Origin of the sequence: Paenibacillus terrae HPL-003 (assembly GCF_000235585.1) — a bacterium.
GTDB lineage: Bacteria > Bacillota > Bacilli > Paenibacillales > Paenibacillaceae > Paenibacillus > Paenibacillus terrae_B.
In genome coordinates this window covers 3,799,776-3,821,634 of the sequence record NC_016641.1, presented here as the reverse complement: position 1 = coordinate 3,821,634, position 21,859 = coordinate 3,799,776, and the positions used below count along the sequence as shown (strand labels likewise).

The 21,859-nt window shown below is 45.3% G+C and carries 24 protein-coding genes; 7 read left to right on the top strand and 17 right to left on the bottom strand.

Features of this window, described 5'->3' with window-relative positions; genetic code table 11:
* The first annotated feature begins 146 nt into the window (after positions 1 to 146).
* Complete coding sequence (locus HPL003_RS17450; RefSeq protein WP_420795086.1) at positions 147 to 1,442, top strand: nucleoside recognition protein; 1,296 nt, start codon at positions 147 to 149, stop codon at positions 1,440 to 1,442.
* Here HPL003_RS17450 and coaD read toward each other — a convergent pair.
* From coaD to HPL003_RS17415, 8 genes are all read right to left on the bottom strand, one after another.
* Positions 1,405 to 1,926 carry a pantetheine-phosphate adenylyltransferase gene (coaD, locus tag HPL003_RS17445; protein ID WP_014281034.1) on the bottom strand — a complete coding sequence of 174 codons (522 nt, stop codon included), beginning with the start codon at positions 1,924 to 1,926 and terminating at the stop codon, positions 1,405 to 1,407. The two genes, HPL003_RS17450 and coaD, sit on opposite strands and share 38 nt — an antisense overlap.
* On the bottom strand, positions 1,919 to 2,557 hold the full coding sequence (gene rsmD / locus HPL003_RS17440; protein WP_043922430.1) for a 16S rRNA (guanine(966)-N(2))-methyltransferase RsmD: 639 nt from the start codon (positions 2,555 to 2,557) through the stop codon (positions 1,919 to 1,921). The genes coaD and rsmD overlap by 8 nt, the downstream gene beginning before the upstream one ends.
* Positions 2,558 to 2,867: 310 nt before the next feature.
* Complete coding sequence (locus tag HPL003_RS27720; RefSeq protein WP_014281032.1) at positions 2,868 to 2,990, bottom strand: cyclic lactone autoinducer peptide; 123 nt, start codon at positions 2,988 to 2,990, stop codon at positions 2,868 to 2,870.
* Positions 2,991 to 2,995: 5 nt separating this feature from the next.
* A complete protein-coding gene (locus tag HPL003_RS17435) occupies positions 2,996 to 3,511 on the bottom strand; it encodes an accessory gene regulator ArgB-like protein (RefSeq protein ID WP_014281031.1) in 516 nt (171 codons plus the stop codon).
* Complete coding sequence (locus HPL003_RS17430) at positions 3,504 to 4,136, bottom strand: hypothetical protein (RefSeq protein WP_014281030.1); 633 nt, start codon at positions 4,134 to 4,136, stop codon at positions 3,504 to 3,506. Before HPL003_RS17430 ends, HPL003_RS17435 begins: the two co-directional genes overlap by 8 nt.
* 172 nt (positions 4,137 to 4,308) lie before the next feature.
* The gene (locus tag HPL003_RS17425) at positions 4,309 to 5,427 is read right to left on the bottom strand and encodes an acyltransferase family protein (protein WP_014281029.1); all 1,119 of its coding nucleotides are present in this window, start codon (positions 5,425 to 5,427) and stop codon (positions 4,309 to 4,311) included.
* A gap of 158 nt (positions 5,428 to 5,585) precedes the next feature.
* Complete coding sequence (locus HPL003_RS17420; protein WP_014281028.1) at positions 5,586 to 7,403, bottom strand: APC family permease; 1,818 nt, start codon at positions 7,401 to 7,403, stop codon at positions 5,586 to 5,588.
* A gap of 192 nt (positions 7,404 to 7,595) precedes the next feature.
* Entirely contained in the window at positions 7,596 to 8,432 is an 837-nt protein-coding gene (locus HPL003_RS17415) for an AraC family transcriptional regulator (RefSeq protein WP_014281027.1), read from the bottom strand.
* A gap of 139 nt (positions 8,433 to 8,571) precedes the next feature.
* Here HPL003_RS17415 and HPL003_RS17410 point away from each other — a divergent pair, with 139 nt between their 5' ends.
* The 3 genes from HPL003_RS17410 to HPL003_RS17400 all read left to right on the top strand — a co-directional run bounded on the left by HPL003_RS17410 (position 8,572) and on the right by HPL003_RS17400 (position 12,737).
* A complete protein-coding gene (locus tag HPL003_RS17410) occupies positions 8,572 to 10,599 on the top strand; it encodes a beta-galactosidase (RefSeq protein WP_014281026.1) in 2,028 nt (675 codons plus the stop codon).
* A 70-nt stretch (positions 10,600 to 10,669) separates the two neighbouring features.
* Entirely contained in the window at positions 10,670 to 11,896 is a 1,227-nt protein-coding gene (locus HPL003_RS17405) for an MFS transporter (protein WP_014281025.1), read from the top strand.
* 208 nt (positions 11,897 to 12,104) lie between these two features.
* On the top strand, positions 12,105 to 12,737 hold the full coding sequence (locus HPL003_RS17400) for a BclA C-terminal domain-containing protein (protein WP_014281024.1): 633 nt from the start codon (positions 12,105 to 12,107) through the stop codon (positions 12,735 to 12,737).
* A gap of 79 nt (positions 12,738 to 12,816) precedes the next feature.
* Here the strand turns inward: HPL003_RS17400 and HPL003_RS17395 are convergent, their stop codons facing one another.
* Entirely contained in the window at positions 12,817 to 13,647 is an 831-nt protein-coding gene (locus HPL003_RS17395; protein WP_043922429.1) for a DegV family protein, read from the bottom strand.
* Positions 13,648 to 13,668: 21 nt separating this feature from the next.
* On the bottom strand, positions 13,669 to 14,106 hold the full coding sequence (locus HPL003_RS17390; RefSeq protein ID WP_014281022.1) for a MarR family winged helix-turn-helix transcriptional regulator: 438 nt from the start codon (positions 14,104 to 14,106) through the stop codon (positions 13,669 to 13,671).
* Positions 14,107 to 14,268: 162 nt separating this feature from the next.
* On the opposite strand from HPL003_RS17390, the gene HPL003_RS30650 reads away from it, so the two are divergent.
* Positions 14,269 to 14,526: a GNAT family N-acetyltransferase gene (locus tag HPL003_RS30650; protein ID WP_202946287.1), complete on the top strand. Its 258-nt coding sequence runs from the start codon at positions 14,269 to 14,271 to the stop codon at positions 14,524 to 14,526.
* A gap of 36 nt (positions 14,527 to 14,562) precedes the next feature.
* Here the strand turns inward: HPL003_RS30650 and HPL003_RS17385 are convergent, their stop codons facing one another.
* From HPL003_RS17385 to HPL003_RS30575, 4 genes are all read right to left on the bottom strand, one after another.
* The gene (locus HPL003_RS17385) at positions 14,563 to 15,144 is read right to left on the bottom strand and encodes an NAD(P)H-dependent oxidoreductase (protein WP_014281021.1); all 582 of its coding nucleotides are present in this window, start codon (positions 15,142 to 15,144) and stop codon (positions 14,563 to 14,565) included.
* A gap of 73 nt (positions 15,145 to 15,217) precedes the next feature.
* Positions 15,218 to 15,640 (bottom strand): MarR family winged helix-turn-helix transcriptional regulator, encoded by a 423-nt coding sequence (locus HPL003_RS17380; protein ID WP_014281020.1) that lies wholly within the window; start codon positions 15,638 to 15,640, stop codon positions 15,218 to 15,220.
* A gap of 290 nt (positions 15,641 to 15,930) precedes the next feature.
* On the bottom strand, positions 15,931 to 17,082 hold the full coding sequence (locus HPL003_RS17375; protein ID WP_014281019.1) for an iron-containing alcohol dehydrogenase: 1,152 nt from the start codon (positions 17,080 to 17,082) through the stop codon (positions 15,931 to 15,933).
* A gap of 161 nt (positions 17,083 to 17,243) precedes the next feature.
* Positions 17,244 to 17,594, bottom strand: a complete 351-nt coding sequence (locus tag HPL003_RS30575; RefSeq protein WP_014281018.1) for a hypothetical protein — start codon at positions 17,592 to 17,594, stop codon at positions 17,244 to 17,246.
* Between the two features lie 52 nt (positions 17,595 to 17,646).
* Here HPL003_RS30575 and HPL003_RS17365 point away from each other — a divergent pair, with 52 nt between their 5' ends.
* Entirely contained in the window at positions 17,647 to 18,681 is a 1,035-nt protein-coding gene (locus tag HPL003_RS17365; RefSeq protein ID WP_014281017.1) for a stalk domain-containing protein, read from the top strand.
* A gap of 240 nt (positions 18,682 to 18,921) precedes the next feature.
* Here the strand turns inward: HPL003_RS17365 and HPL003_RS30235 are convergent, their stop codons facing one another.
* Positions 18,922 to 19,056, bottom strand: a complete 135-nt coding sequence (locus HPL003_RS30235; protein WP_274378179.1) for a hypothetical protein — start codon at positions 19,054 to 19,056, stop codon at positions 18,922 to 18,924.
* A gap of 555 nt (positions 19,057 to 19,611) precedes the next feature.
* Between HPL003_RS30235 and HPL003_RS17360 the strand changes: the two genes are divergently transcribed.
* Positions 19,612 to 20,100, top strand: coding sequence for a PLAT/LH2 domain-containing protein (locus tag HPL003_RS17360; RefSeq protein WP_014281015.1), 489 nt, complete (start codon positions 19,612 to 19,614; stop codon positions 20,098 to 20,100).
* A gap of 243 nt (positions 20,101 to 20,343) precedes the next feature.
* On the opposite strand, the gene HPL003_RS30230 is transcribed toward HPL003_RS17360, so the two are convergent.
* Both HPL003_RS30230 and HPL003_RS17350 read right to left on the bottom strand, forming a co-directional pair.
* The gene (locus HPL003_RS30230) at positions 20,344 to 20,910 is read right to left on the bottom strand and encodes a sugar O-acetyltransferase (protein ID WP_148267404.1); all 567 of its coding nucleotides are present in this window, start codon (positions 20,908 to 20,910) and stop codon (positions 20,344 to 20,346) included.
* A gap of 108 nt (positions 20,911 to 21,018) precedes the next feature.
* The gene (locus tag HPL003_RS17350) at positions 21,019 to 21,846 is read right to left on the bottom strand and encodes a copper amine oxidase N-terminal domain-containing protein (RefSeq protein WP_014281013.1); all 828 of its coding nucleotides are present in this window, start codon (positions 21,844 to 21,846) and stop codon (positions 21,019 to 21,021) included.
* Positions 21,847 to 21,859: the final 13 nt, after the last annotated feature.

Below are 21,859 nucleotides of genomic sequence, written 5' to 3'. Positions count from 1 at the left end.
ACATTGTTTACCAACAGCGTGTACGAGCACCCTGCGGCGATGACAAACGCGAACATGCGCTAGAAGCAACATACGATGCACTCTAATATATTTATGCACGATGAGGTTCGTTTTTTAAAATGTTAAATCATATCACTTCCAGAGAGGTGAAACCTTTGCTGCAAAAGGAGGCCCATTCCGCTCCCTATTGGACAACCCTGTTGCTTGGCCTTGGAGCCATTCTGCTTGTGCTGGCTGTTGTCGCCTCACCGGAAGAGGTGTTCCAAGCCTCTGCCCAAGGGCTTAAGCTATGGTGGAGCATTATTTTTCCGGCCATGCTCCCTTTTTTGATGCTGTCCGAAATGCTTGTAGCCTTCGGTCTGGTACATGGGCTTGGCGTCCTTCTGGAGCCGTTCATGCGCTCCTGGTTCCGTCTTCCGGGGCGAAGCGGTTGGGTACTGGCCCTCGGCCTGACCGCCGGATTTCCGGCTGCTGCGGAAGCTGTGCGCCAATGGGCACAGCAGGAGGATATGACCAAGCGCCAGCTTGGACGACTGACCGCTATCGCTCATTTCTGCAATCCGATTACCATCCTGCTCGTTATCGGGACAGGATTGCTGCATAATGCTGCTGTAGGCGCCATGCTGCTTGCCGTTCACTGGATCTCCGGCCTATTGGCAGGATGGATTACAGTCAGACTGACTGCATCGTCAAAAGAATCGCAAAAACGGGAAACGCCAGTTGCCCTCCGGCGAACCTCTGTTTCCCGTACTTCTACCCCTCTCATCCGGTCCGTATGGGACGCCACACGCTCTGCCAGAGAACGGGACGGCCGCAGCTTCGGAAAGCTGCTGGGCGAAACCGTATCCCATGCGGTACAGACGCTTATGATGACAGGTGGATTCATTATTTTCTTTTCCGTGCTGATTCGGTTACTATCCATGTACTCAGGCCAAGGAGTATTTTCTTTCATATGGCCCGCCTGGATGGAAATCCATCTCGGTTCCTATGAAATCAGCCGTCTGCCATATGATCTTCGCATACAAGCGGCTCTGATCAGCGCTGTACTAGGCTGGGGAGGGCTATGCGGCTGGCTCCAAATCACATCTGTCACCAGACCATCGGACAAAGGCATCACGTTCACCATATCCAGGGTGCTTCATGGTATCATCGCCTTTGTGCTTACACTCGTCGCATGGACGCCTCTTAGCCGTATGACAAGCAATACACTTCCCGCTTATGTTAGCCGTAGCTCTGTTTCTTCCTTCGCGGAAGGTGGTTATGATCCCGCCGTGCATTCCGTCATGGCGGAGAGCAGCAACCTGTGGACACAGTTGGAAAGTCCATCGCTGTATCCCTGGCAACTAACCGTGTTGTCTATTGCGCTTCTGGGCGCGATTATACTTACACTGCTTGTCATTTCCTTTATAACTTCATGGTGGAGTCGCCACGCTTGGCGTTGACCTTGGCACGCAGCGCATCCTCGACCTCAGGAGCCACCAGATCTACGACCTTGCCGTCAAAATGGGCGATTTCCTTCACCATACTGGAACTTAGATATGAATAAGTCGGGTTCGTCATCATAAAGATCGTTTCGGCATCCGGGTTCAGCTTATGGTTTGTGGAAGCCAATTGCAGCTCGTATTCAAAATCTGTCACTGACCGGATTCCTCTGACGATAACCTGAGCCCCTTTTTCACGTACATAATTGGCTGTCAGGTCACGGAAGCTGTCCACCTCAATGTTCGGAATATCGCGGGTTACCGTCCGCAGCAGTTCCATTCGCTCCTCCAGAGAAAACAGTGGATTTTTACTAATATTGTTAAGTACCGCGACAATCAGCAGATCAAACTGCCTCGCCGCTCTTTGAATAATATCCTGATGCCCCATCGTCACGGGATCAAAGGTCCCCGGATATACGGCAATACGTGGTTTGTGCTCAGTCATGATGGTCCTCCCCGCCTGATTCGGTTATGCCGGACTTTTCCATTCCGGCTTCAGTATGTTCTGCATCGTCCTGTTGCTCTGCTGCAAAGCGGTAGATAGATAACGTTGTTTCGCCATAGACCGCTTTTCTAACCTGTTCGAATGGCCCAAAGCTTTCCGGGTACTCATGTCCCGACTCATACTCCAGCACAATGACTGCCTCAGAACGAAGCAAGTCCAGTTCAGCCATACGGCTCATCAATTCATCACCATGCTTGAGACGATAGGGCGGGTCCAGAAAAACAGCATCAAAAAGAGCTCCACGTTTTGCCAGCGCTTTGAGCGCTCGTCCGGCATCATTGCGGAACACTTCAGCCTGTCCTTCCAATCCGGTTTTTCGCAAATTTTCTTTAATGACATCAATACTTTTCGTTTCCATATCAATAAAGACTGCCTTGTCCATTCCTCGGCTAAGCGCCTCTATACCCAGGCCGCCACTGCCTGCAAACAGATCAAGCGCAACTCCCCCATCAAAATAAGGACCTATCATGCTAAATAACGCTTCCTTGACCTTATCCGTGGTCGGCCGCGTCCCTGTGCCGGGAACTGCCTTTAACGGCCTTCCTTTGGCACTACCCGATACCACTCTCACGCTGAAACTCACCTATTTTCTATATGTGTTCATAACCATATAAAGATTATGACGTTATCGTACCACATGGATCGCCGTTTGAAAAACGCAGGGTTGGAGGAGGTATAAAAAACCATATCGTGGGCATCCTTAAGATATCGGCATTCAACCAATGTCGTAGACAACCGCGGAGAAGACTTACGTTTCCCCATAAGCTCTTCGTCCGGTTTCTCCTCTCCCATTCGGGCGCTCTTATTGGAGCGCCTGATTTTTTTTGCAAAAAAAGAAGCTGCTCACTGGCAGCCTATGTATCTATGAAGTAAATTTATACTTATTTAAGCAGCTCCTCGGGCGTATCTCCCTGATAGACATACACATAACTCGCTACCGATACAGCAAATGCAGCAAACATAGACAACGATGTCGCTAGACCATATACGATTTTTTTCACCATTTTCCTCACCTCCTTCCGCGAATCAACGTCAGGCTTTGGACCAAGAAAGCTACAGCCACTACAGAGGATCCGATTACAAAATTAGTACATACAAGCAGGGAAGATAACAGTCTCAGGAGGGGATAAAACCGGGATGGAATGCGAGACTGCTTTTCAATTCTGGACGGAGCAAACCATAGGACAAGAAGCAGGGATAATCCGGTGAAGAGGTTTGTCCACCAACCATGTAAAGAGATACAGGATATAGCTGTAAAAGCTACGGAGGTTGCCACAACACATGCCATCCCTGTTTTTAGATGGATCCCTCCTGATATTTGGCGCAACAAGGCAAAAGCCACCAGAATCGTCACAGCTTCTGCCGTCCGCCCGGTAACGAACGAGGCAACTAACGTCAGCATAATAATCATGGAAGCATTCATAATGAGAGCCAGCGCATATTTAAGCACCGGGATGGAGGCCGGATGATCCGGCACAGTCCGTTTGATCTGGTTAGCAAGCTTGAAAGCCATTGTTTCAATCATCCCGATACTCCTTTCCAATCGCATAATAGATGAAGAAACCCGATACCAGTGCAAAAAACATCATATTTAACCATACCTCGTTGTAGTACAGAACGATAGAGGTGGATATGAGGGATAAAATAATGAGCGTAATCACAATCCCGTATTCAGCTTTAAATTTAAGCTTTTTGAAATTAACGGCAAACCCCATGCCTTTTCGATACAAAATAAATGAAATAAGCAGTCCTACCACCGCACTTATCGTTTGCAGCAGATAGCCCTTCAAGGAACCGCCCTGTAGCTCAGAGACGGGCAGGCTCCCGAACATCGCTTTTAAAAGCACCGACTGAATAACCGCATAAGCAAAATAACCAGTAACCGTCATAATGCCTGACCACACAACCGGAATTTTCACCACCGTAGCGAGCAAAAAAATAAAAAGCAGCATGTTAATGACAGGCACCAGATAAGCGAGGGAAAATTCCTCTCTCAGCAAATAACTTTGCAGGTTCATAATCAGGTTCACAAAAATCGCTTGCCATACATAAGGAGTCATTTTAACTTTAAAAATACTAAGTATGAGCGCAAACACCGCCACTCCTTCAAGTGTGGAAAAAAGCAAAAAGCCGATAGGCTTCTCAAGCATACGTGCATCTCCTTTTCAATTCCAACAAATCTCATCGGTGTATTCAAAAAACTTAGATGTACATCGAATATAAAGGGCTGCGGCCTACTTTTCAAGAGGTCTTTTCAATGATTTGATAGATTTCTTTAAGCACTTCAACGAAATGTTATCGGATGCAGAAGGAAGCTACAGCTCAGGCAACACTTTCCTTGACCGAATCTTCCTGTGAGCGCACAGACTTCATACGTGATATGATCTTTTTTCCCCAACGGATGCCGGGTTGTTCGATCCATAAATAGGTGAGCCAGGACAAACCTGTGGTCAACAGCAGTGTCATAACAAACACAAGAGTCAAATTAACAACGGGGGAAAATGGTAGCTCAATCTGGCTTACCATCTCCAGAGCAAGCATATGCGTCAAATACATACTGTAGCTGAGGCAGCCAATCCATGACCATCCCCGGTTTAAAAGCCAAAATGGCTGCCAGTGATACAAAGCATAGGCTCCCAGCATCAACAGGACACCGATGAGATAATCCGTCATACCTGTACAAAGAGCAAACAGCACGGAGCCAAGCAGCAATACACCGCTGAACCGGTCCACACTTTTCCAATGCCGCTCGTCTTTCCATATGAAGAACAACAATATACCCAGTCCGAAGACAGGCAATTGGTTCGGAAACCATAAATACAGATAATGCTCCCACAACGGGTGATCACTGATCCATGGAGCATTCGCAAACACTGTGTTCAGCCCAAAGCTCAGTAGAAGCGCGCTCATCACAAACCAGGCAGCATGCCGGATCGATCGGATCAGCTTAAATAATAACGGCACGCACAGATAAAACATACATTCCACCGCAATGGACCATTCCACACCGATGATGCTATTGATCCAGTACGGATTCAGGCCATTCAGAAACAAGATATGAGCTGCGATATTCGTGACAGTGACCCCCTCCTGATCCCCAAGCCAGAAACGGGGCCCTGTCCCGTTCACAACCAGATAGATGGTTAACATAACGTAATACAAGGGAGCAATTCGAAAAAAACGACGCACCAGATACGCGGAGACACGCTCTTTTCTGTCACCCATACGTCTGCTCAAAGACAGAAAGAGTGTAAAAGCACTGGCCAGATAAAATAAAGCGACCCCTTTCGCTCCCAAACTCAAACCCTTTTGCAACCATCCGTTCAATCCATCCACGTGCTGGCTGACATGTACAAGCAATACGCCCATAATCGCCAGCGCTCTCAGCGTATCTACAAATTGCAGCTTGTTATGTTCCGTTTCACCTTTGGCTCCTGGCATCGTAGCCCTCCATATTCATTTTCGAAGATACATTTTGTATCTATAATACACAAAACGTATCGTTAAAGTAAATATGTCAGCATGGAAAAAAACACCCTCCAGCCGCAATGACATGCGACCAGAAGATGTTCATTTTATCATGGGCAATCGGAGCCATTCTATTTGTTTAAATGAAAAGGAACAGTCGTTACGATGACGTCTTTGTAATTGATCAGATAAGCTCTCATCAGCAGACTGGTCTGGTTGTGCAATATATTTTCCCACCAGTGCTTTGTGATGAATTGCGGAATAAGAACGGTAATATGATCTTCATCCGCTTTTTTCCACTCCACCGTATCAATGAACTTGCGAAGCGGATTAATAATGCTGCGATAACGGGATTTCAGCACCACCAAGCGGATACCTACATCCCACTCTTCCCATTTTTGCTCCATCTTGCGAATCGCTTCATCATCAACACCTACATATACAGCAACCACATTGTCCGACAAGGTCTTGGCATAGCTGATCGTATTCATCACGACCCTTGTAATACCAGCCACCGGAATAATGATCGTATTGCCTTTGACCATAGGCTTATCCTTCGTAATGTCGATCCGCAGCTGCTCAGCCGTATTTTTGTAATGTCCATTGATCTTCATAAAGAAATACAAAACCAGAGGCAGGAAGATAAACACCATCCACACCTGACTAAACTTGGTGAAAATAAAGATAAGCGTAATGGACAGCGTGGTCAGCATCCCAACCGTATTAATAGCAAGCTTGACGACCCAGCCTGACGGCTTGAGACGAATCCAGCGAATCATCATTCCGAGCTGGGAAAGCGTAAACGGGATAAATACCCCTACAGCATAAAGCGGGATCAGATTTCCCGTATTGCCGCCAAATACGATAACCAGCAATGCCGAGAAAATACTCAGAAACAGAATACCGTTCGAGTAACCGAGCCGATCTCCGCGAACCATGAACATATGCGGCATGTATTTGTCTTTTGCCAGCATAAATGCAAGCAACGGAAAGGCCGAATAGGCTGTATTCGCCGCCAAAAACAAGATTAGCGCCGTCACGCCCTGAATGATGTAATACATCACACCACGCCCGAAAGTGGCGTTCGCAATTTGCGAAATGACCGTTTCATGCGGATTTGGACGAACACCATACCAATAAGCCAGCAGGCTGATTCCGATGAACATACACCCGAGAATCAAGCCCATCATCATCAGCGTAGTTGCCGCATTTTTGGCAGCAGGCTTGCGGAAGTTCGGAATGGCATTCGAGACAGCCTCTACCCCGGTTAGCGCCGAGCAACCTGAGCTGAATGCCTTCAACAGCAGAAACAGACTGACGTTGGATACCGTAGCTCCAAATTGCGGTGCCGCAGCGTGGGCTCCTCCTGCCACGTAATGGATGATACCGCTAATAATTAGGACAAAGATCGAAACCACGAATAAATAAATCGGTGCAGCCAGCACCGAGGCGGATTCCGTTACCCCGCGCAAGTTCATAATGGTCAAAAAAATGATCATGATCAGTGCAATCGCGATCCGATGATCATGCAATGATGGAAACGCCGATGTAATGGCATCTGTTCCCGCCGACGAGCTAACTGCTACCGTCAGAATATAATCGACCAGCAAAGATCCGCCTGCAATCAGACTCGGTGCCCTGCCCAAATTGTCCTGAGCGACGATATAGGCACCACCACCACCGGGATAGGAAAAAATAGTCTGTCTGTAGGACAGGATCAGAATAATCAGCAGTCCTAATACCGCGATGGATATAGGAATGGAATACCATAGGGCAGCGAAGCCCGCTGTAATCAAAACAAGCAGAATTTGCTCCGTTCCGTAAGCTACAGAGGACAACGCATCCGAGGACAGGATGGCCAGAGCCTTAAGCTTGTTTAATTTTTCATCTTCAAGAGCCGTCGATTTCCGTGGACGACCGATTAGTAATCTTTTGACTTTACTCAGCATTTCGTTAACTCCTTCTTTGGATGAGGGTTTTGCAGAAGAACTTTGAATTGTATGTTATTATGTCACCTGAACATCAGATTGATGAAACAAATGAACTATTATTTTATACTCTCTCATCCAGAAAAAAACAATAAGGAATGCTCCCTAAAAAGAGCATTCCCGCGTAAGAAAGAGTATTTCGATCAAATACCCTTATATATACAATAATTTGAACCTTTCAGGGGTAATTCCTTCGGCCTTGCGGAAAGTCGCCACAAAATGACTGACATCACGGAACCCTACCCGCTCGGCGATCTCTTTTACCGTTAAGTGTGGGAATTCAGTCATCATTTCCTTAGCCTTGCGCAGACGTATGACGATCAGATAAGCGTAAGAGGTCACACCGAATGCCTGCTTGAATAACGTATTCAAATGACGGGCGCTGACATTCATCATCACCGCCATATCGGACAGGCCAATATCCGGGCTGGCGTAATTTTGTTCCATAAAAGCCAGCACAGGCCCCAAACGTTCTACATTATGAGACAAGGAAGGCATTGAGCTGTATTGACCATGTTTGCGCAGCAAAGTTAGAAAGCGGTACATATTGGCCGAAGCGTCCAGCCCTGATAAATCCCGTTCGCTCACCATAGAATGAAGCATACTCTCTCCAAAGCTGTGCAGTTCACTATGGGCGTCCCAATGATACCCGCGTGTGTGCTTTAACCCTAGCTCGGTCAGCACAGCAGCGGCTATCGGTCCGTCAAAAGTAATGTACAACGTTCGCCATACTTTCGTCGCCCGGCTGTAAGCATGGGACTCGCCCGGTAGCAGCAGAACTCCGGCATGTTCTCCCAAGCGGAAAGAGCCCCCCTTGAAAGTGAATACCCCTTCCCCGGACACGGTCTGAATCCAGTGAAAGCAAGGATAGCCCTCTGGCCGGGATACATCCTCCTGCCTGCTGTTAAATCCGATACTTTCGATAAAAAGCGGTAAAGAATGCTCCCGCGTAGTTAGAAAAAATCGCAAATGATGGGGAGTTAAGATCATAAAAGGCACCTCCGGCGCACGCGGTTATGTATTCCTTAATGCAGATCCATATTGTTATATCCATGTTCATTTTATTATATTTAAAAGCGTTTACTTGTATTATAAGATAGAATTATTCTTATATATAGAGGTGATTGGCATGATAAGCGGTAAACTGCCAAAAGTATTTTACGGCGGAGATTACAATCCTGAGCAGCGGGATGACACCACACATCAGGAGGACTTACGGATGTTCCAGCTGGCAGGAATTGATATCGCCACAGTCAACGTATTTTCCTGGGCCAAAATTCAGTCGGATGAAATCACATATCATTTTGAATGGCTGGATCAATTAATCGATAGTTTACATGAAAGCGATGTATTTGTGTGTCTTGCCACCAGCACTGCGGCTCACCCTGCCTGGATGGCGACCCGGTATCCGGATATTCTTCGGGTCGATGCCGACGGGCGCAAGCGAAAATTCGGCGGACGCCACAATTCCTGTCCGAACAGTCCCACCTACCGCAAATATGCAGAGAGCATGGCTGACCGACTGGCAGAACGCTACAAAAATCATCCCGCGATCCTCGTGTGGCACGTGTCCAATGAGTACGGCGGGGATTGCTATTGTGATAATTGTGCTGCTGCCTTCCGAGTGTGGCTCAAACAAAAATATGGAACACTGGAAGAAGTGAACCGGGTATGGAATACTTCGTTCTGGGGACATACCTTCTATGATTGGAATGAAATTGTACCCCCAAATAATCTGAGCGAGCATTGGGGCGAAAACCACTCCACCTTTCAGGGCATTTCCCTTGATTACGCACGCTTTAATTCAGACAGTATGCTGGAATGCTATTTGCTGGAGTATAACGCGATCAAAAAGCATATCCCCGAAGCTGTCATAACGACCAATCTGATGGGCTTTTTCAAGCAATTGGACTACTTCAAATGGGCAAAGCACATGGATATTGTGTCTTGGGACAGCTATCCGCGGGCTAATACCCCACCGAGCTATACCGCGATGGCCCACGATCTGATGCGCGGTCTTAAGAATGGGCAGCCGTTTATGCTGATGGAGCAAACACCGAGTCAGCAAAACTGGCAAGCGTACAATTCGCTCAAGCGGCCCGGCGTCATGCGGTTATGGAGTTATCAAGCGGTAGCACATGGCGCGGACACGGTCATGTTCTTCCAGCTTCGCCGTTCCATCGGAGCCTGTGAGAAATTCCATGGGGCCGTGATTGAGCATGTCGGTCATGAGAATACACGCGTATTCCGGGAGGTGGCACAGCTCGGCAGCGAGCTTGGCACATTAGGTAATACGCTGCTGGATGCAACCATAAACGCAAAAGTAGCCATTCTGTTCGATTGGGATAATTGGTGGGCACTGGAAAAATCAAGCGGTCCTTCTGTAGCGCTGAATTACGTCGATCAGGTGCATAAATATTATGCCGCCCTCTTCCGCCGTAACGTGCAGGTAGACTTGATTTCCGTGGAATCAGATTTCCAGAAATATGATCTCATTATCGCGCCTGTACTCTACATGGTCAAGCCAGGTACAGCGGAGAAGCTGGAGCAATTTACGGAACATGGCGGCACCTTTGTCACCACCTTTTTCAGCGGAATTGTGAATGAAAACGATCTGGTCACAACCGGAGGATATCCGGGTAAGCTGCGTAAGCTTCTCGGAGTTTGGGTAGAAGAAATTGACGCGCTTTTGCCGGAGTCACGCAATCGAATCGTATTGAAGGAACAGGTAGGAGCATTACAAGGGGAATATGAATGCGGCTTGCTCTGCGACCTGCTGCATAGCGAAGGTGCCGAGGTGCTGGCGGAGTATGGCGATGATTTTTATCAGGGAATGCCTGTACTGACACGTAATCGTTTTGGTCAAGGCGAAGCATGGTATGTTGCTTCAGACCCTGAAGAAGCTTTTCTGGACGGTCTGCTGGGCTATATTTGTGAGGAAAAAGGGATTCAGTCCTTGCTGGGTGCTCCTGCGGGTGTGGAGGCAAGCGTGCGCTCCAAGGATGGAAAATCGTATTTGTTCATCCTGAACCATAACGCCCAGAAACAGAATTATCATCTGGATAAACTAAAAGGACATGAGCTGCTCAGCGGCGAATTCTTGGAAGGAGATGTTACCATCGAAGGCTATGGCTTTCATGTGCTGGAATTATCATAAATATTTAATACCTCACATTATCGTTCACTTTACGATATAAGTGCAATTTCAGGTATCAAAGGAGTTCATCATGAAACGACTGCTATGGATTGGCAGCTTGTCTTATTTTCTAATTGGCCTGGCGCACGTGGTTGTAGGGTCTCTGCTGCCCGTGCTACTGGAGCATTATGGCCGGAATTATACAGAGGGCGGAAGTCTAATCTTCGCCCAATTTTCCGGTTTTCTGGCTGGCGTCCTGCTGTCGCCATGGCTTGCGCGGCAGTTTGGCAAACGCCGAACGCTGGTCTTCGCCTTGCTGCTGCTGTGTGCGGCAGAAGTGCTCTACTCGCTACTGCCCCCATGGGGATGGCTATATGCCATCGGGGCGGTAGCTGGCTTCGGCTTCGGTATGGTGGAAGCGGTCATCGGTACCATCGTGATTAGCGGTATTACCGAAGGAACGGGCGCGGCTATGAGCCGTCTGGAGGTCTTTTTCGGAATCGGCGCATTAGCTATGCCCGCGGTTGCCAGCCAGCTAATTGCCCTTGGCTGGTGGCGGTTGGCCTTCCCTGTCATCTCCGTCTGTGCGGCGGTGGCAGTCGTAGCCTGGCTACGGGGGTCCTTTGGCAAGCTGGATGCCGTATTGGACGAATATGGGCTTCGCGGGGAAAAGCATCCGCATTCCGGCTCAGCCTCATATTCTCCATCCACGGGAGATTCTAAAGTGAGCCCTGCGGGAAATTGGCGGCTGCTGGCACTGTTTATCATCTTTTTCTTTATCTATGTAGGAACAGAAATGAGCCTTGCCAATTTCCTGCCCTCCATGTTCATTGAACGGCTGGGCCTTACACAAGCCGAGGCGGCGCTCAGTGTCACCTGCTTCTGGCTAGCAATGGCCGCCGGGCGGCTGTTCGCAGGCAACATTGCCGATCGTTACGGCTATGGCGTCTTTGTCTTCCTAAGCTCACTGGCAGCGACGGTGCTGCTGTGCGTGTTCCCGCTGATCAAGGGCACTGCCGTTGCCTTTGTCCTTATTGCGCTGCTGGGGCTGGGCATGTCCGGCATATTTTCCATCGCACTCGTTTTTGCCAGCAAAATGATGCCAGGTACAGAAGAATCCACCACCAGCCTGCTGATTGGTGCAGGTGGAGTCGGGGGTGCTCTGCTGCCCTTATGGCTTGGAAACAGCATGGATCGTGGCGGAGCAGTCGCTTCGGCATGGTTGCTGGCAGGCTTTGCCTGTATCCTATGCCTGCTTGGCGGCATTCTGTACGTCCTATACATGCGCAAAAAACGGCTTCAAACCGCTACATCCTAATATATGCCTCTTCCGGCGCATCGGCTGTTCCTTGGTATCATCCAGTGGAACAGCCGATGCGCCATTTTACATATTGGACGAATGTACCTTATACAAAAGCCTATTTTGAGCTAAAGATAGATCATTGCCTATGAAACGCAGGACAGATATCCATGCCTCCCCTAGATGAATGGAGTAGTATACAACAAACCATATGGAGGTGTTTGTATTGGGTCGTCCTGAATTAAAACGAAAAAAAGGCCGTAAAAAAGAAGTTTTTATCCGTTCCTGGTTTGATAAACTTGAAAAAAAGTTCGATGAAAAGCCCTCAAAGAAAAAAGTCCGCTCAAAACGAAAATTTTTTGGCAAGGACATTATCGTCAAAAAACAAATTGTGCGTGTAAATATTCCTCATGACGCTTCAGGGACGGAGGGGGATTCTACTGCAAGTGAATTAAGGCAGTTCGGTTATATTTACAACCTAAAACCTCAAGTCGTTCCGATTGAATCGGAAATCATTTTTGATACGAACGGTATACTTACACCTGGAATTGCTCATGTACCCGGGACTACACAGATTACTGTCGCCGACGCAGGCAACTATGAGGTTCACTTTTCTGTGTCGGGTGCAGAGCCTAACCAATTCGCTATCTTTATAAATGGCACCCTGGCTGAAGGAACCCTATACGGCTCAGAAGCCGGCACGCAGCAGAACACAGGGCAAGCCATCCTCGCGCTGGCATGTGGTGATGTTCTTACCCTGCGAAACCACAGTTCTGCCACTACGGTTATGCTGCAAACATTGGCCGGGGGAACTCAAGCCAGCATAAATGCCTCTATCATCATTAGAAAATTGAGATAGGTTTGAGCTTCTGCAAAGCCTCAGCCTATAAAAACGGGTTTATCCCACTCCCGTTCGAGCTGGATAAACCCTGAATAGCTTAAAACGCCATAATAATACCTTTGTCATTGGCATACATCGAACTGATCCCTCTGGTGGATACAATATGAATATCTTTGAATTGATAACGGTTCTTCAACGCATTCATTAATTTTTCCGCCAGACCGGGATTATTGCAATGCGTAATTACGATGCTTTCCCCCTCGGTTTCCCGACCACTTTTTTCAATGGTATCTGCCAGCTTTTCGATAATTTGATTCTGACCGCGCGCTTGTGTAAATAACGCGATATTCCCGTCACCGTCAGAGCCTAATATAGGCCTGATATGCAAAAATGAAAGTATCTTGCCCGTAATTTTATTCATTCGTCCGTTCTTCACCAAATTGTCAAGGTTCTCTAACACAAAATAAGTCTTCATTTTCGTGATGAAGTTTTCTAGGGAAGAGATAATCTCACTTTTATGATATCCCTCGTCGATCAGCTTGCGTAATTTTAGAGCTAACAATATTTGTCCAGCCGACGCGCTTTTCGAATCGAATACATGAACATCAGCCCCTTCTTCCTCCGCCATATCCTTACCAACCAATGCACTTGAATACGAACTGGACAGGTTGCTGGATATTGTAATGGCAAAAGAAGTATGCTCACCTTGAAATGCTTCTTTATACAGCATAGGTGACGGAGAAGCCGATCCGATCTTGGTTGTACAGGCTTTCATTTCTTTCATAAACTGAGGTAAATCTAGCGTTTCATCATCTACAAAGCATTTTTCTCCCAATGTCATGTTTAACGGGATCGTCGTGATTTTCATTTCTTCTCTAAGCTCTGTTGTTAAGTCACAGCAGCTATCCGCTATTATTTTATACCTCATCCTGTACACCCTCACATTATGTTATTTTTCAGTTGAATCCGCATTCATGATACTTACGGAAAGCTCGATCAATCGTATAAATTCCTTGACATTGTCCTCACCCAAACCCTCTACCAGCGCTTCAAAATAGCCTTCAATTCTCTCTTGTTTCTGTTTAATCAGGAATGCACCTTCTGGTGTGAGCCTTACACACATTCGTCGTCTGTCATGCTCAGACATTTCCATGGTCACATAGCCTTTTTTTCTTAAGGCCGTAAGCGCTGCCGTAATTCTTGATCTGGATACATGCAGGTGGTCACTGAGTAAGGATGGATTAATTTCATCATCTCGATGCTGAACTAAATATTGAAGCACATGGTTTTCCCCTTGGATAAACTCCGTCAGGCTGCTGAATAATTCCATGTCATAAATCCGGTTAACGGATTCTCTCAAATCATCCCTTAATTCATAATCTTTCATAGTGAACCTCCGTAAAACGCATAATACATACAGTTAACTATTAATACTATGTACTATAATGAATTGCTGATGATAATAACAATGAATTATTTGTGAATTTTAATACAAGGGTTATGAGCATTCAGACTCGAATAAGAAAGCTCGTCAACGCTTCCGTAATGCATTCGTCTCTGCTCATACCTGGATTATCAAGGAATCGGCAGTCAAATATTAAAAAATCTGCTGGAACAAAATAATGTAAAAGGAAAACGTGTAACCTTAAATGTCCTACAAGGAAGCTCTGCCAGACGTCTTTATGAACGGTTTGGATTTAAAATGAAAGTGAGCTTAAAAGTTTCATGTGGCACCGCTGCGCATTTGGAGTCAGCTTATAATAGAAGAAAAGGCCAACCAGTAATGCTGGTTGACCTCATCATTTGAAGACTGCCTTACGTTTCTGAACGATTAGAACTAACTTTATAGCACCGATTTAACAGTATCTTGGACTTGCTTCAACAGTCCTTTATAGCCATCTTCATCAAGGTAGCCGATACTCCCAAGCAGCAAGTGACCGACGGATTCAATTCCAACGAAATCAAAAATCCCCGTATCTGAAGTGATCTTCAATCCTGCGGTCATCCCGATTCCATCGTAAATTTCGTTCGGTGTACCATGTGTATTTACAATAAAACCTTTTTTGCCTGTAAGAAGCTTATGAATCCCTTCCGGACCAGACGTATATGCAAAACCGTAGGCAAATACACGATCAACGTAGCCTTTCAGGATGGCAGGAAGACCTGTCCACCAAATAGGAGAAATAAATGTAATCGTATCGGATTGTGAGATATATTCCTGTTCTACCTTGATATCGGCAGGAGTTTGTCCGGCTCTCATAGCGGCAGTATCCTCAGGTTTTAAGACAGGTTGAAAATCAAGCGCGTATAAATCGCGTACAACGACTTCATCGCCTTTTTCCTTCAAAGCATTTACGACTGTTTCCAGAATAGCGTGGTTAAGGCTTTCAGCGTTAGAGTGAGCATAGACGATAAGATGCTTCATTTTAATTACCTCCAGATGTTTTCATGTTATTTTGTCTTTCATATAGATATCTATACATTTATTCAAAAAAAATTTAGAGTCTACTTTTTACATGCTCCAGCAAATATTCCAGTTGTTCTTTTTCTTTATCCTTGAGACCACCGTAGACGGATTCATTTAATTTATTGGAGATCACTTCAAATACAGGCTCCAGCTCTTTCCCCTTATCGGTCAGATAAATCAGGGTTACTCTGCTATCCTCCCCTTCTTTTTTTCTTTCGACATATCCCAGCTTCACCAGCTTATCTACCAAAACAGTGACCGTGGGCTGCTGGCGAGAAATTTTTTGCGTCAATTCCTTGATGGAAAGCCCATCCTTTTGATAAAGGAACATCAATATTCCACCATGGGAAGGAACAATCCCTTCAACTCCATAGGATTCAAGCTCAGACACAATCAATTTATTGATCGAATCTCTGATCGTTCCTATCAGTGCAGCTGCATTATTTTTTAACATACACGTATTATTACATAGACATCTATATATATCAAGTGTTTTTTGCAGAAGGTCACACACTCTTCCCAGCATTCTTTAATTATCCCCATCCGAGCTACTCATATAGGTTTAATGAATTACGCAAAATGGCCCCCTCACAGCGGTTTATGGACGTTAACTCGTCTTATCACCGTTAGGGGCCTTAAGGGTTCTTATGGTGTAAACATTAGATAAAAGGCCGTTCCCAGTATTCTTCGATGATTTCCTGGGACAGCCCTTATAGTATATAACACAATAATTGCAGCTTTTATTTAAAGAATTTTCTTAAACATCTCGATGACTTGTTCTTTGGTAGGTATGAACGGATTGCCCGGAGCGCAAGCATCCCTCATGGAGTTTTCGGCAAGCAGATCCAAATCCACTTCATTTACACCCAGTTCAGAAAGTTTGGAAGGAATCCCAACTTCCTTCGACAGGTCTTTGATTCTTTGGATGACATAATCTGCGCATTCCTTATCCGTTTTCCCCTTATCTTCAAAACCGATGACCTTAGCGATGGCACGAAACTTCTCTGGTACATGCTTGGCGTTCTCCTCCTCCACAATCGGCAGCAGCATGGCATTGCAAACACCATGAGGCAAATCGTATACGCCGCCAAGTTGATGCGCCATAGCATGAACGTAACCCAATCCGGCATTATTAAATGCAAGTCCTCCCAAGAAGATAGCGAAAACCATTTGCTCACGTGCTTCTATATCATGACCGTTTCTCACCGTACGGGCCAAATTGTTAAAAATAATCTCTACTGCTGCCAACGCCGTCGCATCCGTAACAGGATAGGAACCAGGAGTAACCAAAGCTTCAATGGCATGGGTCAAAGCATCTAGTCCTGTAGCTGCCGTTAACGCGGCGGGTTTGTCTACCATCAATTCAGGGTCGTTGACCGAAATCGTAGCTACACTATTCTTGTCAACCATAACCATTTTGACCTTGCGCTCTTCGTCTGTAATGACATAATTGATCGTGATTTCAGCGGATGTTCCTGCCGTGGTATTAATAGCGACAATGGGCAGCGATTTATGCTTGGATATATGAACGCCCTCATACTCGGTTATATGTCCCCCATTGGTAGCAATAATGCCGATTCCCTTAGCCGTATCCTGTGGTGATCCTCCACCAATGGAAATTAAAAAGTCACATCCGTTTTCTTGCAGAAATTGAACGCCATCATGCACATTTTTACAGGTCGGATTGGGTTTGACCTCATCATATACTGCATAGTCCAAGCCAATCTCATCCAACACGGATGTGACCTTGCCTGCAATACCGCTTTTCATCAAAAACTTATCCGTCACGACTAGAGCTTTGTTTAAATTCAGTTCTTTTATATAGGGCCCAACTTCATGCAAACAGCCTTTTCCCATTAGATTGATAGACGGTACAAAAAATACATGTGCGCTCATAAAAATCGGCCTCCTAAAGGATTCACTTCTTGATGCCTCGCTAAATACGGAACCATTCTTTAAAGTGAAATATTTCACACATGTAATTTTATCTTTATTTTGTTTTGATGTCAACCTGTAAACAAAGATATTATTTTGTTTTATTTTTGTTTATTTTGGTTTTACAAAGAAGACCTGCTATCTTCATTGTTTAAAGCGCTATCAAAAAAGCCTAGGTTTACCCGTGCGATTCGGAAACCTTTATTCCTTTTGACGAGTATCCTGCGGATATTAAGCCTATAAAATAAACAGACGCCGCCCTGACGGATGACGTTGTTATGTTCCATTAGGGGAAGGCCAGCTTCCCCATTACGGTAGCGCGTTCGGGCTCCGGTGGCGGAAGGCAGATTATTGCAGAGGCCGTGCATAAAATCGTTGCCAAGCAGTGCAAAAATAACCGCTACTTTGGCATCGTGCATGACGCCTTGAAGGAAAGCTAGAATTGCCCCAATATTTGGTACACAACTAATCAAGGGCAGCCTCGTACAACTTAGATGAACATATCAACAACGAGGTGATGACAGCATGACAATCAAAAAGGGAGTATTACTGGCTCTACTGGCGGTATCGCTGCTCCAAGCGAACCCGTCTTATGCGGAGTCGGTGCCGCTGACTCCAGTGACGACTGTCTATCTGGATGGCCGTCCGCTTCAGCTTGCCGCCCAGCCGCTGCTGCTAGACGGGACAACGCTCGTCCCCATGCGCCAGTTGTTTGAGGTGCAAGGAGCCAAGCTCTCCTGGAACAGATCCAGCAAAACCGTAACGGCAACCAAAGACGACACAGTGCTGACCTACCGTATCGGGGAACTTTCTGCCACCCTGAACGGCAATACACTGTCCCTGAATGTTCCCGGACAGATTGTTCAGGGTAACACGATGATTCCGCTGCGCTTTGTAAGCGAAGCGCTTGGGAGCAGAGTAAAGTGGGACGCACTGACTCGGACGATCCGGATTGTCTCCAAGAACGATTTTTTCACAACAGTCCTTTCCGGGGTCAACCTGCGCAGCAAGCCGGATTCATCGGGAGCTTCCCCTTCCCTACGGCTTATTTCAGGCGGCGAAAAGGTTCATGTCATCCGCGAAGTCAATGCCCTCTGGCTGGAAGTACGCACCAAAGACAATCTGACCGGATACATATCGGCAAAACCAAAATACAGCGATTATACCAGCCCATCCCTGGCGGAACGGCAAGGGGATGAACTGATCGCCTACGGGGAGAAATTTCTCGGAACCCCTTATGTATTCGGCGCAGCAACCGGCCAGACATCGGCCTTTGATTGTTCTTCTTTTGTAGCGGAAGTGTTCCGGCATACGCTCTCCATCGACCTCCCCCGTGTCTCTTACGATCAGGCTAAAGAAGGCCGTAAAGTCGGCCTGAACGAGCTGCGCAAAGGCGACCTGCTGTTCTTCAGCGCACGCGGACTGGAGATCGGCCATGTGGCTATCTATGCGGGGAACAACCAATTGCTGCATACGTTCTCCAAAGAACGCGGCGTTCATTTTGACACGCTTGACGATAAATGGCAGCAACGTTTCGTAACAGCCCGCAGGCTGTTTTAGAATGAAGCAGCCCTATTTTATATTGTCGAAAATCCACCGTATCCACCATAACCTGCTGCACCTTCATATCCACTCATGGCTTGAACCTCCTGTATTTGTAGTACAACATAAAGATATGCACAAATACGTCAGAGGACAGGGTATACAGGTAAACATTACAAAGGCTCTACCGGTTACATACCAGTAGAGCCTTTTATATCGAAACAATGATTGGACGTTACCGTCACGATGCATTAAAAATTAAACCCAACAGGCTTTAGTGATGATAACCAACAGAATAAAGAGTACTAAAATTGCAGCTGGCGAGGTGAACGCACCAAAATGTTTTTCCTTATGCTCATGTCCACATCCGGCTCCTCCAACAAATTCACTCACATGAATTCCTCCTTTTATTTAGATACTGTATACCGTATGTGTCATTAAATTAAATTGACAAGGCTAAACGGAAATTACTTCGACAAAAAAATTCCCCGCCGACCAATTTGAACCGCACCCTTTCCTCTTAGATGATTAAATCATGTGTCTTAGATTTGGGGTGCGGTTCAATTAAAATTAGCGGGGAGTCTAATTACAATACGCCAAAACAGGGTCTGTCAATAAAAAAACCACATATCAATACCAAGACCTGTTTATGATTCCCCAGCTCCCAACAGTAAGCCCCACTTTTATGGATAATCCCACCAGAAGTGCATTAAAAGGCGATATCCCAAGGTCTGATTGTATAGGAAATACCAAGTAAACGAAAAAACCTTTTATAAATATTCATACCATTCCGTGATTCATTAAAAATAAGAATATCCGACATGGAAAGATAAAATACGACAAACAAATGCAAGAAAAAAATTCTTCTTCACAACCAAAGAACTATGTACAAAAATGTTACACCTGTATAACATTAAATACAAATACTAGAAAGGTGGTAACTACTTAATGAAAAAAGTATCTTTATTAGCATCAGCAATGCTCATCTCTTCTGTAGCTTTCGCAGCACCTTCTTTTGCGGATCAGGTCACAAGTGACGCTTATAGTTCATTACAAGACTCTAATAGAAGCATAGAGTCTGTTACACCTTTTGCTAATGTTGAATATGTTGTTACTATAAATACAGCCAATCTTAAAGATGCTGGAACAGACTCGAATATTTCTATAACTCTGTATGGTTCTAATGGAGATTATGCTACCGCTACACTCAATGGAAGCTTTGAGCAAGGAGATTCTGATACTACAAGAATTAGTACTAGTAATCTTGGCGACATTAGAAAAATCACTATTCGGACAGATGGATCTGGCTATAAACCAGGTTGGAAAATCGCTAATATAAAAATAACTGGGAACGGAAAAACTTTTTCATTCGCAGGCCCTAACCGTTGGCTTGGTGACGGCGGTTCCGCTGATTCCGAAACACTTTTCCCATCTTAAAAACAAGTGCTCATAACAATTTATACAAAAGACTCTGTCAATATTTGATGGGGTCTTTTTATTTTGAATTGACTCACCGATGCTCTCAGATTGAACAACAGTGCTTCCGTATATGTTGTTATAAGTGTAAAACGTTTGGGTTAGCACTCGCCGGTTGAATTCCACCTGTACCAAAGCTCGGGCTATTTGCTGCATGGGAAGAACATGCTATGCGGTAAATTAATATTCATTTGGATATATCAATCATTCTCGCTTCCAACGATTTTCAGAAAATTGAATCGGTCTAATCACTCTACATGGATTCCCAGCCGCAATGACATTAGGAGGGATATCTTTGGTAACTACACTTCCTGCACCAATGATACTATTTTCACCTATGGTAACTCCCTGAGTAATTTTAACATCTCCCCCTAGCCACACTCTATCCTGCAAAGAAATGGGTTTAGAATAAACTCCCTTTTCTACACGTTCAAAAGGATCCTCAGCATGATTCGCTGCATAAAGTCCTGCACGTGGACCAATATACACATCATTTCCAATTGTAACTTCGTTGCAATCGAGAATGATCATATCATGATTTATATACACATCATTTCCAATTGATATATTAAAGCCAAATTCACAACGAAAATTGGACTCAATATACACATTTTCACCCACATGCAAGAACAGTTCCTTTAGAATCGACATATCGTATTCATTATCTGTATTCACCTTATGATTGTATTTACGACACATAGCTAATGCCTGTGTTCGAATAGCGGCTACTTCTTTGGCATTATCATCATACATTTCTCCACTATTTGTCATCTGTTTAACTTTAGTAGTAATAAAATCTTTGTAAATAAAAGCTGACCCGATTTTTTATCTCGGATCAGCTGAATTTTTATCCATTATATAACCCATCGGTATAGCAGTTTACCACTTAAGGGTTCTCCCCTCAAAAAGGATATACTCCAGTTCACCTCTAATAATTTTTTTATTTTCTATCGTGCCTGGATATGGTATATCCTTGCTACGTATAACGGTTTCATCCTTATCTATACTTGGTCGTTTACGATTTCTATTTTCAGTTACCGTACTATTATTAAAAATAAAAGTGGTATTTAAATCTTCAATACCCTCATCAAGTTTCTTCCCGGTTATATTCTTAGCTGTGATGGTTAGATGAATCTTTTCCCTCTCTATGCTCAATTTGTACGATGACAAATTGAAAGCATTCTCATTGTCTACCGGTACTCTATCCAGATCTTCAACATTCTCCATCATAGGTGTCTTCATTAGTTCCTTCCCAGAGAGGGAGTACAGTTTATTTTGTTGATCCCATTCCTGATGTATATTTAGTTGCGTAGTAAGTATCCCCAAAGGAACAAACATCGAATTTTTGTAAAGCACCGGGACGGTATCCATCACGGACGTGTTTGAATCCGTAACAATCTCAGTTGAGTCCATTTTAAACTTAATCTGATGCGTCCCGAACTGTATGGTGGCCGTTTTGGAAGTCGGGTCATACGTCGTGTGTCCCCCTAATAAATCGTTAATAGATCTCAAAGGCACCATGAAGCGATTGTTCTTATCAATATAAGGGGCTTTGGGCGTCGTAAATAAGACATAGTAATTGTTTATTTTCAAAAACTGTATGCTGGGAGCTATACTCTCAGCTGATAATTTTCCCGTAAAAGCTTCTTGAGAAAAACAAAAAAACAATGCACTTACAAGCATAATCTTACATAGTATATTTCCCATAAAATACCACCCT